13 protein-coding genes are annotated in these 14,598 nt (G+C 63.2%); 2 read left to right on the top strand and 11 right to left on the bottom strand.

Annotation, left to right across the window (positions count from 1 at the left end; genetic code table 11):
* Positions 1–161: 161 nt before the first annotated feature.
* From FN835_RS15645 to FN835_RS15600, 10 genes are all read right to left on the bottom strand, one after another.
* Entirely contained in the window at positions 162–1,622 is a 1,461-nt protein-coding gene (locus tag FN835_RS15645; RefSeq protein WP_221930448.1) for an NAD-dependent succinate-semialdehyde dehydrogenase, read from the bottom strand.
* Positions 1,623–1,628: 6 nt separating this feature from the next.
* Positions 1,629–2,717 (bottom strand): ABC transporter ATP-binding protein, encoded by a 1,089-nt coding sequence (locus tag FN835_RS15640; protein WP_142664167.1) that lies wholly within the window; start codon positions 2,715–2,717, stop codon positions 1,629–1,631.
* On the bottom strand, positions 2,714–3,514 hold the full coding sequence (locus FN835_RS15635) for an ABC transporter permease (protein WP_142664166.1): 801 nt from the start codon (positions 3,512–3,514) through the stop codon (positions 2,714–2,716). Before FN835_RS15635 ends, FN835_RS15640 begins: the two co-directional genes overlap by 4 nt.
* Positions 3,514–4,350: an ABC transporter permease gene (locus tag FN835_RS15630; RefSeq protein WP_142664165.1), complete on the bottom strand. Its 837-nt coding sequence runs from the start codon at positions 4,348–4,350 to the stop codon at positions 3,514–3,516. The genes FN835_RS15635 and FN835_RS15630 overlap by 1 nt, the downstream gene beginning before the upstream one ends.
* Positions 4,351–4,411: 61 nt before the next feature.
* On the bottom strand, positions 4,412–5,422 hold the full coding sequence (locus tag FN835_RS15625) for an ABC transporter substrate-binding protein (RefSeq protein ID WP_142664164.1): 1,011 nt from the start codon (positions 5,420–5,422) through the stop codon (positions 4,412–4,414).
* 63 nt (positions 5,423–5,485) lie between these two features.
* On the bottom strand, positions 5,486–6,949 hold the full coding sequence (locus FN835_RS15620) for an aldehyde dehydrogenase (RefSeq protein WP_142664163.1): 1,464 nt from the start codon (positions 6,947–6,949) through the stop codon (positions 5,486–5,488).
* Positions 6,949–7,986: an LLM class flavin-dependent oxidoreductase gene (locus FN835_RS15615; RefSeq protein ID WP_142664162.1), complete on the bottom strand. Its 1,038-nt coding sequence runs from the start codon at positions 7,984–7,986 to the stop codon at positions 6,949–6,951. The genes FN835_RS15620 and FN835_RS15615 overlap by 1 nt, the downstream gene beginning before the upstream one ends.
* Positions 7,983–8,900: a flavin reductase family protein gene (locus tag FN835_RS15610; protein ID WP_142664161.1), complete on the bottom strand. Its 918-nt coding sequence runs from the start codon at positions 8,898–8,900 to the stop codon at positions 7,983–7,985. Before FN835_RS15610 ends, FN835_RS15615 begins: the two co-directional genes overlap by 4 nt.
* Entirely contained in the window at positions 8,887–9,687 is an 801-nt protein-coding gene (locus tag FN835_RS15605; protein ID WP_142664160.1) for an alpha/beta fold hydrolase, read from the bottom strand. The genes FN835_RS15610 and FN835_RS15605 overlap by 14 nt, the downstream gene beginning before the upstream one ends.
* Positions 9,659–10,261: an amino acid synthesis family protein gene (locus tag FN835_RS15600; protein WP_142664159.1), complete on the bottom strand. Its 603-nt coding sequence runs from the start codon at positions 10,259–10,261 to the stop codon at positions 9,659–9,661. Before FN835_RS15600 ends, FN835_RS15605 begins: the two co-directional genes overlap by 29 nt.
* 102 nt (positions 10,262–10,363) lie before the next feature.
* Between FN835_RS15600 and FN835_RS15595 the strand changes: the two genes are divergently transcribed.
* Positions 10,364–11,062 (top strand): GntR family transcriptional regulator, encoded by a 699-nt coding sequence (locus tag FN835_RS15595; RefSeq protein WP_142664158.1) that lies wholly within the window; start codon positions 10,364–10,366, stop codon positions 11,060–11,062.
* Positions 11,059–11,343, top strand: a complete 285-nt coding sequence (locus tag FN835_RS15590; protein ID WP_142664157.1) for a DUF1330 domain-containing protein — start codon at positions 11,059–11,061, stop codon at positions 11,341–11,343. The genes FN835_RS15595 and FN835_RS15590 overlap by 4 nt, the downstream gene beginning before the upstream one ends.
* Before the next feature lie 95 nt (positions 11,344–11,438).
* Here FN835_RS15590 and FN835_RS15585 read toward each other — a convergent pair whose 3' ends face one another.
* Positions 11,439–14,228 (bottom strand): bifunctional aconitate hydratase 2/2-methylisocitrate dehydratase, encoded by a 2,790-nt coding sequence (locus tag FN835_RS15585; RefSeq protein ID WP_142664156.1) that lies wholly within the window; start codon positions 14,226–14,228, stop codon positions 11,439–11,441.
* Between the last annotated feature and the right edge of the window lie 370 nt (positions 14,229–14,598).

Here is a 14,598-nt window from a genome sequence, read left to right as displayed (position 1 = left end):
GTCGTAGGATAGGAGCTGCGCGGCGTAAACCCCCGGAAAACCGGGATGTCGGAAGGGGTTCGGGCATGGGTGATCCCTCGGGCGCGGGACGTCCGAGGGTTTAGGTAATGGTAATGATTTATAAGGATTAAATCACGTCGGCGACGGTTCGCCCGAGGCGATCACAAAGCCGAGCAGAGATATTTGATCTCCAGATATTCCTCGATTCCGTATTTCGATCCTTCGCGGCCCAAACCCGACTGCTTGACGCCGCCGAACGGCGCCATTTCGTTCGAGATCAACCCGGTATTGTGCCCCACCATCCCGTATTCCAGCCCCTCCGAGACGCGAATCACGCGGGCGTAGTCGCGGGTATAGAAATAGGCAGCGAGGCCGAAGATGGTGTCGTTGGCCATCTGGATCGCCTGTTCCTCGGTGTCGAAAACGAACAGCGGCGCGAGCGGGCCAAAGGTTTCTTCCTGCGCGACGGCCATGTCTGTGGTCACGCCGGTCAGCACGCCCGGTTCCAGCATCAGACCGCCCAGACGCTTGCCGCCGGTCTTCAGCGTCGCGCCCTTGGACAGCGCATCCGCGATATGGGCTTCGACCTTGGCTGCACCCTTTTCCTCGATCATCGGGCCGATGGTGACACCTGCTTCGGTGCCGGGGCCGACCTTCAGGGCTGCCACCCGCGCCGCCAGCTTGTCGGCAAAGGCGTCATAGACGCCGCGCTGGACCAGAAAGCGGTTGGCGCAGACACAGGTTTGCCCGGCGTTGCGGAACTTGGCGATCATCGCGCCTTCGACCGCCGCGTCCAGATCGGCGTCGTCAAAGACGATGAAGGGCGCGTTGCCGCCCAACTCCAGCGACAGGCGTTTGATCGAGGGCGCGCATTGCGCCATCAGGATGCGCCCTACTTCGGTCGAGCCGGTGAAGGACAGCTTCCGCACGGTTTCGGAATCCGTCAGCACCTTGCCGATGCTGCGCGCGTCGCCGGTGACGATCTGCAGGACACCCGCAGGCACGCCCGCGCGTTCGGCCAGCTTGCCAAGCGCCAGCGCGGTCAGCGGCGTCAGGTCGGCGGGGCGCACGATCATCGTGCAGCCTGCGGCCAGCGCGGGCGCGACCTTGCGAGTGATCATCGCGGCTGGGAAATTCCACGGCGTGATTGCCGCGGTGACGCCGACCGGCTGGCGGATCACCGTCAGGCGCTTGTCGGCCTGCGGGCCGGGGATGGTGTCACCATAGACGCGCTTGGCCTCTTCGGCGAACCATTCGACGAAGCTGGCGGCATAGGTGATTTCGCCCTTGGCCTCGGCCAGCGGTTTGCCTTGTTCGGCGGTCATGATCGCGGCCAGATCGTCGGCATTTGCGATCATCAGGTCGAACCAGCGGCGCAGGATGATGCTGCGCTCCTTTGCCGCCAGCGCCCGCCAGCCGACCAAGGCGCGGTCAGCAGCGGTGATGGCATCCTGAACCTCGTCGGTGGACAGTGACGGGACCATGCCCACGACCGAGCCGTCCGCCGGGTTCGTCACCGTGATCGTGTCGCCCAAGCGGGCCTTGATCCATTTGCCGTCCAGCAGGCAGGCATCGGTCAGCAGGGTGGGGTCGTTCAGTGCAGGCATGGTCAGGTCTTTCATCAGTTATCAGGTCCGGGCAAAGACATGGGCGTCTTGCGGTTGCCAGCGCACATGCAGCGCATCGCCGCGCTGGACTTGTCCCATCATCGGGTGGCCGAAGTTCAGCCGCACCGACAGCACATCGCCCCATCCGGTCCGGGCCGAAACTGTGCTGTTATTGCCAAGGAATGTCACGTCCTCGATGGTGACGGGCAGGGATGCGCCCGCCGCGCCCGGCCCTGCCGCAAGCTCGATCCGTTCGGGACGCAGCATCAGGGATGCCTTGCCGCCCGCCGATCCCGTGCCGTGCATCGGCACATCGGCCAGCACCGTGCCATCGGCAAAGCGCAGGCTGGCGCGACCGGATGCGACTGCCGCCAGTTCACCGCCAAGAAACGCGCTGTCGCCGATGAAATCGGCCACGAAATGTGTGGCGGGGCTGGCGTAAAGCTGTGGCCCGGTGCCGACCTGTTCGATTTTGCCCTTGTTGAAGACGGCGATGCGGTCGGAAAGGCGCAGGGCCTCTTCCTGATCATGGGTCACATACAGGATGGTCACGCCGGTTTCCTGATGGATGCGGCGGATTTCGTGCTGGATTTCCTCGCGCAGCTTCTTGTCCAGGGCCGACAACGGTTCGTCCATCAGCAGGACCGGCGGGTCATAGACCAGCGCGCGGGCCAAGGCGACGCGCTGCTGCTGGCCGCCGGACATCTTGGCGGGCATGCGATCCTCGAACCCGTCCAGCCGGACAAGGGACAGGGCCCGTTTCACCTTGGCCGCGATCTCGGCCTGCGGGGCGCGGCGGACGCGTAGCGGGAAGGCCACGTTTTCGCCGACCGACAGATGCGGGAACAGGGTATAGCGCTGGAACACCATGCCGATCTGGCGCTTGTGCGACGGCGTTTGCAGTATCGACTTGCCGCGCAGCTTGATGTCGCCCGCGGTCGGGTCCTGAAAGCCCGCAAGGATATACAGCGTCGTCGATTTTCCCGACCCCGACGGGCCAAGGAAGGTCATGAATTCGCCTTCGGCGATCTCCAGCTCGACATGATCGGTTGCGACCACGTCGCCGAAGGTTTTGCGGATGCCGTTGATATGCAGGTAGGGGCTGCTCATCTGGATTTGCCTTTGCGGATCAGGGCGGCCACGATCATCAGGATCGCGGTCAGGCCCACAAGAAGGGTCGAGGCGGCGGCAATCACCGGCGTCAGGTCTTGGCGCAGCGTCGTCCAGACCTTGACCGGCAGGGTTTGCAGCGTAGGCGAGGCCATGAAGATCGCCAGCACCACCTCGTCCCACGAAATCAGGAAGGAAAAGATCGCGGCGGAAAACAGGCCGTGGCTGATGGCGGGTAGGGTGACGCGAAAGCGTGCCTCCCACGGGGATGCCCCACACAGGATCGCGGCATCCTCGATCGAGGGGTCAAAAGTTTCCAGCGCGCCGGAGATGGTGATGACCGAAAACGGCAGCGCCACGATCAGATGTGCGATGACGAAACCCACAAAGGTGCCGTTCAGCCCCAGCCGCAGGAATGCCGCGTAAAGCGCCACCGCGATGATGACGACCGGCAGCACCATCGGCGTCAGGAAGAACGCCCGCAGGACCGCGCGGCCCCGGAACGTGCCCCGCGTCAGCGCTAATGATGCCAGCAGCCCCAGCGCCACCGACAGCACCATGACCACCAGCGCGATCTTGGCCGAGGTGAAGGCCGCCGACAGCCAGCGCGGATCGGCGAACAGGTCGTGATACCATTTCAGCGTCCAGCCCGGCGGCGGAAAGATCAGCCAGCGCGAATTGCCGAATGACAGGGCCACGATGAACAGGATCGGCAGCAGCAGGAACAACGCCATCAGCGCGCAGATCGCTGACAGGATCCATTTCCACAGGCCGAGTTTGTCGAAATCCAGCAGCATCAGCGGGCCTCCGCATCGAATAGCCGCAATTGCAGCGCGTAAAGCGCCAGCGTCACGACCAGCAGGATGAATGCCGCAGCCCCGCCCATGCCCCAATTCACAAGGCTTTGGACCTGCTGCACGATCAGTTCGGCCACCATCATGTTCGAGGTGCCACCCAGCAGCGAAGGCGTCACGAAATAACCCAGCGACATGACGAACACCATCAGCGCGCCGGACGCGATGCCGGGTGCGGCCAGCGGCAACAGCACGCGGCGCAGCGCCTGACCCTTGGTCGCGCCACACAGGGCGGCGGCTTGCAGGATGGCGGGATCGATCTTCCTGATAACGCCGTAAAGCGGCAGGATCATGAAGGGCAGCATGATGTAGACCATGCCGATGGTCACGCCGATCAGGTTGTTGGTCAGTTGCAGCGGCTGGCTGGTCAGGCCCAGCCCCATCAGCAGCTTGTTGACCAGCCCGGTCTGTTGCAGCAGCACCATCCACGCATAGGTCCGCGCCAGCAGGTTCGTCCACATCGAGAGCAGGATAACCGCGAACAGCACGCTGGCGATGCGCGGCGACATGATCGCCAGCGCCCATGCGACGGGAAAGGCGATCAGCGCCGTGATCAGTGTCACCACGCCCGACACCAGAAACGTGTTCAGGAAGATGCGGATATAGGTGAACGAACCCAGCAGCGTTTCATAGTTCTGCAAGCCCGGCTGCGGTTCGGTGACCGAGCGGCTAAGCAGTCCCGCGACCGGGATGACGAAAAAGGCCAGAAGCAGCAGCAGCGCAGGCAGGGCCATGCCCCAACCCGAACCGCGACGCCCCTGCGACAGGAAAGACAACATAGGGATCACCCTTCAGGTGTTCGCGGATGGGCGGCGAGCCTTGGGGCCGCCGCCGCTTTCGTCATTGCGCCTGCCAGGCATACCAGCGGGTGCCGATCTCATCGCGGTGCTCGGCCCAATAGGCCATGTCGGCGTTGATCTGCGTCCCGGTCTGGGTGTCGGGCAGGGTCTTGCGGACCTCCGCATCCATCAGTTCGGGCGAGCCGGTGTTGATCGGCGCATAGCCGGTCTTGGCGGCGAAATCGGCCTGAGCCTTGGCGCTGGTCGCCTCGGCGATAAAGGCCATGGCGGCGTCCTTGTTCGGTGCGCCTTTGGGAACCACCAGCGCGTCGGCGGCGGTGATGTTGTTTTCCCAGCTGATGCCCACCGGCATGCCGTCAGCCGCAAGTGCCGCCAGACGCCCGTTCCAGAAGAAGCCGATCGGCGCCTCGCCCGAGGCCAGAAGCTGCTGGCTTTGCGCCCCGCCTTCCCACCAGATGATGTCGGACTTGATCGTGTCCAGCTTCTTGAAGGCGCGGTCCAGGTCCAGCGGATACAGCTTGTCGGCGGCGACGCCATCGGCCAGCAGCGCGGCCTCGATCACGCCCGGCGCCGACCATTTATAGAAGGTGCGCTTGCCGGGGAATTTCGCGGTGTCGAACAGATCGGCCATCGTCTTGGGCTGATCGCCGCTGAAATTCGCCGGGTTGAAGCCGATGACGAAGGAATAATAGAAGCTGCCGACTGCGTAATCGGACACGAAGCGCGGGTCCAGTTTCGACTTGTCGATGACGTTGAAATCCAGCGGCTCCAGCAGGCCCGCCTTGCCAGCCTGCAATGCCCAGTCGAATTCGCTGTCCACCACGTCCCAGTTCACGGCCTTGGCTTCGACCATGGCCTTGATCTTGCCGTAATCGGTCGGGCCGTCCTGCAGGACATTGGTGCCGGTCTTTTCGGAATAGGGCGCGGCCCAGAATTCGGTCTGCGCGTCCTGCGTGGTCCCGCCCCATGAGGTAAAGACCATCTGCTGCGCCTGCGCGACCCCGCCTGCAAGGGTCAGGGCGGCGGCAAGGGCAAGGGCTTTCTTGTGCATCTCGTTACTCCACTGTTGGTCTTTGTTATGGAAAACCCGGCCGTTTCCCGGCCGGGCCTTGTATCAGCGCATGACGAAGGGATCGGGGATCGGATCGTCCGAGGTTCGCAGCCAGACCGTCTTGACGGTCGTGTAATCCAGCGCCGCCGCCAGCCCGCCTTCGCGGCCATGGCCCGACAGCCCGTGCCCACCGAATGGCGCGATGGGCGAGACCGCGCGATAGGTATTCACCCAGACGATGCCCGCCCGGATGCCACGGATCATGCGATGCGCCCGCGTCAGGCTGCGCGTGAACACGCCCGAGGCAAGGCCGTATTGCGTGTCATTAGCGATGCGCAGGGCGTCCGTTTCGTCATCAAAGGCGATGACCGACAGGACCGGGCCAAACAGTTCCTCGGTCATGCAAGGCGCGTCGGGGGTGTCGGTGCAATCAAGGATGGTCGGCGGGAAATAGAAGCCCGCACCATCGGGCGTTTTGCCGCCGGTGACCAGCTTTGCACCCGCCGCGACGGAATCCGCCACGATGCGTTCGATCCGGTCGCGCTGGCGTGCGGTGCATAGCGGCCCCACCTCTGTCGCCATGTCGCCGGGGGCGCCGATGCGGACGGCCTCGGCCTTGACTTTCAGGCGTGCCAGCATGTCGTCCTTGATGCTGCGCTGGACCAGCAGGCGCGAGCCCGCGACGCAGCTTTGCCCGGTTGCGGCGAAAATCCCCGCCACCTGTGCATTCACGGCGCTGTCCAGATCGGCGTCGTCAAAGACGATAAAGGGCGACTTGCCCCCCAGCTCTAGCGAGGTTTTGGACAGGTTCTCGGCCGAGGCGCGCACGATGTGGCGTGCGGTATCCGGCCCGCCGGTAAAGGCGATATGGGCGACCAGCGGATGCGTGGTCAGGGCCTTGCCCGCCTCGGGGCCGCCGGTCAGGATATTGACGACGCCGGGCGGGAAACCCGCCTGATCGACCAGCCGCGCGAATTCCAGCATGGCGGCGGGGCCGTCCTCGCTGGCCTTGACGACGACGGTGCAGCCTGCGGCCAAGGCGGGGCCGATCTTGACCGCCGACAGGAACAGCTGGCTGTTCCACGGCACGATGCAGGCCACGACGCCCACGGGTTCGCGCCGCAGCCAGACCTCCATATCCGGCTTGTCGATGGGCAGATGCGCGCCTTCGATCTTGTCAGCCAGCCCCGCATAATAGCGGTAGTAGTCCGCGACATAGGCGATCTGGCTGCCGGTTTCGCGAATGATCTTGCCGGTGTCGCGGGTTTCCAGCTGCGCCAGACGTGGCGCGGCCTCGGCCACCAGATCGGCCAGCCGCGCAATCAGCTTGCCGCGTGCCGTGGCCGTCAGCCCCGCCCATTCCGGCGCGTTGAAGGCCCGGTCCGCCGCACGCACGGCGCGGTCGACATCGGCGGCGGATGCATCGGCAATCAGCGCCCAGGGCGTGCCGGTCGCGGGGTCAAGGCTTTCAAAAGCCTGCGCCCCGTCCTCGAACCGCCCGTCGATATATTGCTGCAAGCGTTCCATCAGGCAAAGGCCGGGATGACGTCGCGGATGAAACGCTCCAGCGAGGCGCGCTTGCGTTCAAAGCTCATACCGCTGTCGATCCAGAAGCTGAACTGGTCGTAACCCAGCGCCTCATAGGATTTGATGCGTTCGATCACTTCGGGGGCTTCGCCGACGATCTGGTTCTTGCGCATCGCCTCGGGCGAATAGAACGGGTGCTTGGCGGCGTCCTCGGGGGTGATTTCCTGGATCAGGCCCATGCTGATCGGGCGTTCGTTTTTGAACCACGCGCCGAAATAGTTGTAGAACATATTCAGTTCTTCGGCACCGCGCTGCGCGTCTTCTTCGCTGTCAGCGACATAGGTATGGCGCAGAACCATGATCTGCGGGCGCGGGCGGTCGGGGTTCTTTTCGCAGGCCGCGTTGAAATGGCCCATCAGGCTGACGACTTCCTCATCGCCCATATGCAGGGGCGTGACCTGCACGTTGCAGCCATTCGCCACGGCGAATTCGTGGCTGTTCGGGTCACGCGCCGCGACCCAGATCGGCGGATGCGGTTGCTGCACCGGCATGGGCGAGGAGGTGGTTTTGGGGAATTTCCAGAACTCGCCGTCGTGTTCGTAGTCACCCTTCCACAGGTTCTGGATCGCCGGGATCAATTCGCGCATCCGCTGACCCGCGCCCCAAGCGTCCATGCCGGGCACCATGCGTTCATATTCAAAGCTATAGGCGCCGCGCGCGATGCCCAAATCCAGACGGCCATCGGTGATCAGGTCGGTCATCGCCGCTTCGCCTGCCAGCCGGATCGGGTGCCAGAAGGGCGCGATCACCGTGCCGGTCCCCAGCCGCACGTTCTTGGTCCGTCGCGCAATGTCGATCAGGTTCAGGAACGGGTTCGGCGCGATGGTAAAGTTCATGCCATGATGCTCGCCGGTCCAGATGGCATGCATCCCGCCTTCATCGGCGATGCGGCACAGTTCGAGCATCTCGTCGTAAAGTTTCTGCTGGTCGTCTGCCGCCGAAACGCGCTCCATATGGATGAAAAGCGAGAATTTCATGATGCGGTTCCTTGCTTGCGAGTGACTTGGCCCTGCACATGCGAGCCGAAATAGACGCCGTAATTGCCAAGGCGCGATTCCTCGCACAGGCGTTCCAGCATCGAGCGCATGGCCGGGTCGGCGACTGCCTGAACCGCCTGCGGATCAAGCGACACGAACTTGCCCTGCCGCGCCTGCGTGGACGCAGCGGGACAGCGATAGGCGATGTGCTGACACCCTTCGGTGCCTTCATAGACGGAATAGATTTCGCCTGCCGTGGCATCGGGGGCGACATCGGACAGCAGACGCGCCAAGGCGGGTTGCACGCCGTCGCGGCCCACGCGGGTTTCGGGCAGGGTCAGCCCGCCCTTGCCGTCATCCAGCAGCAACACCTGCCCGGCGTTTTCCAGAATGGCCGCGATGCGGACGTCCGGGCCGGTGGGCAGCTGCGCCCCGGTCTGCGCGGGGGTGACATATGCGCCGCGATAATAGCCAAGGCCCGCTTCCTGCGTGGCGGCGAAATCCTGCACCCGGCCCAGCAGGATCGCGTGGTCGCCCGCGTCGATCACCTGATCCAGCTTGCAGTCGAACCATGCCGACACGCCGCCGATGATGGGCGATCCCGCCGTGCCGACGCGCCAATCGACGGTGGCGAAGCGATCCTCGACCGGTTTGGCGAAGGTGCCGGACACGTCTTTCTGCCCCTCGGAAAGGACGTTGATCGCAAAGCCCTCGGCCTGCGAGAAATGTTCGAAATTCCGCGACGATTTCGCGATGGAAACCAGCAGCAGGGCCGGGTCCAGCGAAACGGACGAAAACGAATTGGCGGTAAAGCCAAGCGGCTGGCCGTCCTTGGTCATGCTGGTCACGACGGTCACACCCGTCATGAAACAGCCGAATGCGTCGCGCAGCGCGCGGGGATCAAACGCGGTCATGGGCTACCTCGCTTTTCAGCCATTCCTTCATGGCATCGTTGACGATGTAGGGGGCGGTCAGGTTCACCATGTGCTTGTGTCCGGCCACGATGACCTCGCGCCCCAGCGGGATACGGGCCGCCATATCGCGGCTCATGGCGGGGCTGGAGTTCTGATCGCCCTCTCCGGTCAGCACCAGTGCCGGGCAGGCGATGCGGTCCAGCCGGTCGGCATAGATGCTGTCGCCCTCGGCAAAGCTGCGATAGGCGGTGGCATAGCTTTGCAGGTCCATCTGTTCCAGCCAGCGGGCGACCTTGTTGCGGATCGACATCTGGTTGTCACCGAACCAGCGGGCCAGCGGGCCGTCGATGGTGCCTTCGCCGCGTGCCAGTTCATCTGCGCGGGCGACGACCGCCGCGCTGGCTTCGGGGCTGCGGCGATAGACCGCGTTCAACAACGCGACACGGCGCACCAGATCGGGATGCTCGACCGCCAGCCCGGCCGAGACTAGCGCCCCCATCGAATGGCCGGCGACATTCACGGGACCCAAACCCAACGCCTGAACCAGACGCGCGGCCCATGCGACGAAATCGGGCAGGCGGGCGGTCAAGGGCAGGGGGGATGTCCCCCCATGGCCCGGCATGTCCACCGCGATTACGTGATAATCGGCAAAGAACGCCTCGATCTGCGGCATCCAGGCTTCGGCACACATGCCGACGCCGTGGATCAGCAGCAAGGGTTCGCCTTCGCCCGCCTCGATGATGCGGGCTGCGCTGCCGTCAGACAGCTGCAGGGTTCGCGACATCATGGCCCAAATCCTTGAGGTCCTGATAACGGTCGCCGATGCGGTGATGCGGGCGCCCGCCGATCGACGCACCCAGCGCCACGACGATTTCATCAGCGGCAGGCGCATCCGGGATCGCGAACTGGATGGTCAGGTAATGCGAACGGCGGCCTTCGTCGTTCTTGTCCATCAGCGGGATCATGATCGGGCAATTCGCCGGACCGCGCGTGTTGGTAAAGGCCAGATAGGACTTGGCACCCACGGCGGTGCGGTAATGGTTGCCGAAACGCAGCGTGTGGATCAACGCCGAGGCGTGCTCAATCTCGCCATTCAGCCCAACGACCGCGGCTTTGCCGTAAGCCTCGACCGCATCGCCCGAGCCGACCTCATCAATGATCATCTTGGTCAGCAATTCGCCCAGTATCGGGCCTGCGGCGTGGATCTCAGGCTTCAGGTCCTCGACGAAACCGCGACCGGCCCAAGGGTTCTTCACCACGGCTGCGGCAGTGATCAGCTTCAGGGGCGTGGGGGCGGCACGGCCACCCTCGATCAAGGTGGTTTCGACGTTCAGCAGCGTCTTTCGGATTTCCGCAGTCATATGCAGGCCCTTTCGATTCGAGTTACCATAGCGTGGTATACCAACATACCATGTGTCAATCAGATATTGTGCCGTCGCAATTCACGGGCTAGAGAGAAGGGCATGGAAAACCAAAAGCTCGCCGATCTTCGAATCGACCACGTCCCGCAAACGCTGCGCGAAATCGCGGTCGAACGGATGCGCGCCGCCATCGTGTCAGGGCGGTTCCCATCGGGTTATCGGCTGGTGGAACGCACGCTGGTCGAACAGCTTGGTGTGTCACGTTCGGTCGTGCGCGAGGCGATCCGCTATCTTGAGGCCGAGGGGCTGGTCGAAGTGCTGCCCCGCAACGGTCCGGTTGTGGCGACGCTGGACTGGGAACGGGCGCGGCAGATCTATGACATCCGCCTGCGGCTTGAGGCTGCCGCGGCTGCCGACTGCGCGCGGCTTTCGGATGATACGGCGCGGGCGCAACTGGCAGACGCGCTGCATCGGCTGGAAGCGGCATTCCAATCCGACGATCCGCAGGTGCTTTACGATGCCACGACGCATTTCTACGAAGTCATCTTCACCTCGGCCGGGCATCACATCGCTTGGGAAATCGTGCATCGGCTGAACGGGCGTATCTCGCGTTTGCGGGCGCTGACGCTGGCATCGACCGACCGGCATGTGTCGGGGCAGGCGCGGATGCAGCGCATCGCCAAAGCCATTCTTGCGCGCGACCCCGATGCGGCGGAAAACGCCGTGCGTGAGCACCTGACCGAAGCCGCGCAGATCGCCAAACGCCTGCTGGCCGAAGACACGCAGCGGAGCGCGGGATGAGCGCCTATTGGATCGCCCATGTCACGGTGACCGATCCCGAGGCTTATGCGGATTACCGCGCCCTTGCCCCGGCGGCCTTCGCCCGCTACGGCGCGCGTTTCCTGGCCCAGGGCGGTGAGGCGCAGGTGCTGGAAGGGCCGGACTTGCAGCGCCACGTCGTGATCGAATTCCCCGACCTTGCGACGGCGCGGGCCTGCTACGATTCGCCCGAATATCGTGCAGCGCGGGCCGAACGCGATGGGGCGTGCATTGCGCATGTGGTGATCGTCGCAGGGCTTTGATCGGCCTTACATGCTGGCCCTTGGCCCATCATGCGGCAAACGAAAAGGGGCAGCGGTGTGATCCGCTGCCCCTGATGTTTTCTATCCCGCACTTCTTAGAAGTGAACCGAACGCGCCATGCCGGGCTTTTCCAGCGGCGGGGCGAATTTGGTCAGGTCGATACCTTCGACGGCCGCCTTGTATTCATCGGCATTGGGCGTGCGGCCAAGAATTGCTGACAACACGACCACCGGGGTCGATGCCAGCAGGGATTCACCCTTTTTCTCGGAGCTGTCTTCGACGACGCGTCCTTGGAACAGGCGGGTCGAGGTGGCCAGAACCGTGTCGCCTTTCGCGGCCTTTTCCTGGTTGCCCATGCACAGGTTGCAGCCGGGCCGTTCGAGATAAAGGATATTCTCATACTCGGTGCGGGCGGTGTTCTTGGGCATCTGGTCATCGAATTCGAAGCCCGAATAGCGTTGCAGGATCTCCCAGTCGCCTTCGGCCTTCAGCTCGTCGATGATGTTGTAGGTCGGCGCGGCGACGACCAGCGGCGCCTTGAACTCGACCTTGCCCTGCGTCTTTTCAAGGTTTTTCAGCATCTGCGCGACGATCTTCATGTCGCCTTTGTGGACCATGCACGATCCCACGAAGCCCAGATCGACCTTTTTCTCGCCGCCGTAATAAGACACAGGGCGGATGGTGTCGTGGGTGTAGCGCTTGGACACATCGGCGTTGTTCACGTCGGGGTCGGCGATCATCGGCTCGTCGATCACGTCCAGATCGACCACGACTTCGGCAAAATATTTCGCGTTGTCATCGGGGGCCAGCGCGGGCTTTTCGCCCGAACGGATTTCCGTGATACGCGCATCGGCCTTGTCGATCAGGCCCTGCAGCGTGCCTGCGGCGTTTTCCATGCCCTTGTCGATCATGATCTGGATGCGCGACTTCGCGATCTCCAGCGACTCGATCAGCGTCTCATCCTGCGAAATACAGATCGACGCCTTGGCCTTCATCTCGGCCGTCCAGTCAGTAAAGGTGAACGCCTGATCGGCCAGCAGCGTGCCGATATGCACCTCGATGATGCGGCCCTGGAACACGTTGTCGCCGCATTGCTTCAGCATCTGGGCCTGCGTCGCGTGAACCACGTCGCGGAAATCCATATGCGGCTGCATCGCGCCCTTGAACGTGACCTTGACCGATTGCGGGATCGGCATGGTCGCCTCGCCCGTGGCCAGTGCCAGCGCCACGGTGCCGCTGTCCGCGCCAAAGGCAACGCCCTTGGACATGCGGGTATGGCTGTCGCCGCCGATGATGATGGCCCAGTCGTCCACGGTGATGTCGTTCAGGACCTTGTGGATCACGTCCGTCATCGAGTGATAGACGCCCTTGGGGTCGCGCGCGGTGATCAGGCCGAAGTTGTTCATGAATTTCATGAGCTTCGGAATGTTTTCCTGCGCCTTTTTGTCCCAGACAGATGCCGTGTGGCAGCCCGACTGATACGCGCCATCGACCAGGGGCGAGATGACGGTGGCCGCCATCGCCTCAAGCTCCTGCGCGGTCATCAGGCCGGTCGTGTCCTGCGAGCCGACGATGTTGACCTTGACGCGCACGTCCGAACCGGCGTGCAGCACGCGGCCCGGCGTCACGCCAACGGCGTTGCGGTTGAAGATCTTTTCGACGGCGGTCAGGCCCTGACCTTCGACGCTGATTTCCTTGTTCGGGGCAAAGACCGGGGTGGCTTCCACGCCCAGCGTTTCGGCGGCATAGGTCTGCAGCTTTTTGCCAAAGACGATTGCATAAGAGCTGCCGGCCTTCATGAACTCGACCTTTTGCGGCGTGAACGAGGCAGCGATGTCCGCCAGCTCATTGCCGCTTTCGTCGCGCAGTTTCTTGTCCTTGGCGTCGATCTTCAGAACCGTGCCGGTCTCGACCGAATATTTCTGTTCAAGGATCGCGTTGCCGTCATTGTTCAGGATCGGCTTGCCGTCGGCGTCGGTCTTTTTCACCCAGTTTTTCAGGTTGATGCCGATGCCGCCCGTCACGTCTACCGTGGTCGCGAAGATCGGGGAAATGCCGTTCGTGCCCGCCACCACCGGCGCAAAGTTCACGAATGGCACATAGGGGCTGGCCTGCTTGCCGGTCCACAGCGCCACGTTGTTCACGCCCGACATGCGCGACGAACCCACGCCCATCGTGCCTTTTTCGGCGATCAGCATGACGCGCTTGTCCGGGTGCTGGGCTTGCAGCGCGACGATTTCCTGCTGGGCCGCGGGCGAGATCATGCACTGACCATGCAGTTCACGGTCGGAACGCGAATGCGCCTGATTGCCCGGCGACAGCAGGTCGGTCGAAATATCGCCTTCGGCGGCGATATAGGTCACGACCTTGATTTCATCCTCGACCGCGGGAAGTTTGGTAAAGAATTCGGCCTTGGCATAGCTTTCAAGGATGTCCTTGGCGACGGGGTTGCCCGACTTGAAGGCATCGCCCAGACGCGCCATGTCGGCGTCATACAGGAAAACCTGGGTTTTCAGCACCTCGCCCGCCTGCGCGGCGATACCCGCATCCGCGCCAAGCGCCAGATCCAGCAGCACTTCCACCGAGGGGCCGCCCTTCATGTGCGACAGCAGTTCAAAGGCGAATTCCGGCGTGATCTCGGGGACGATGGTTTCGCCCAGAATGATCTTTTTCAGAAAGGCCGCCTTGACACCCGCAGCACTGGTCGTGCCCGGCAACGTGTTGTAGATAAAGAATTTGAGCGAGCCGTCCCGATATTCGCTGCCCGCATCCTCGATCTGCGCGATCAGTTCGGCCACCAAGGCGCCATCGTCGATGGGCTTGGGGTGCAGGCCATTGCCTTTGCGGGTTTCGATTTCGGTTAGGTAGTCTGTGTACAAGCTCATGACGATCCCTACGGCTCAGTGCTGGATTAAGCTTGATACCGGGTCGCAAAATGGGAATGGCGAGCGGCGGCAAGCTAAATTGTATGCATAAGTATACCGAAGCGCATCGACTCGCAAGAGGCTGGGCACGTTCATTTCGGGCGTGTCGCATCGCCGCGATTGCGTGACGGGCGCAGGGTTTTTTTAAGCGCAGATTGCTTCGAAATGAAGACAAGACTTGCGTCGGGGCCTGCTACCGCATGGTTGCGGCGTATCGTTCTTCCAATTGGGCGATGTCTTGTGCGGACAGGCTGCGAACGCGCTGGTTTGCCAGCAGGACGGCCAGCTTGGCGGTCTCCTCCAGCTCCTCGGCGGCATAGACGGCGGCGCG

This window comes from Paracoccus laeviglucosivorans (genome assembly GCF_900182695.1).
Taxonomy (GTDB): domain Bacteria; phylum Pseudomonadota; class Alphaproteobacteria; order Rhodobacterales; family Rhodobacteraceae; genus Paracoccus; species Paracoccus laeviglucosivorans.
Note: the sequence above shows the minus strand (reverse complement) of the source record. Positions and strands in the feature narration are given on the sequence as shown.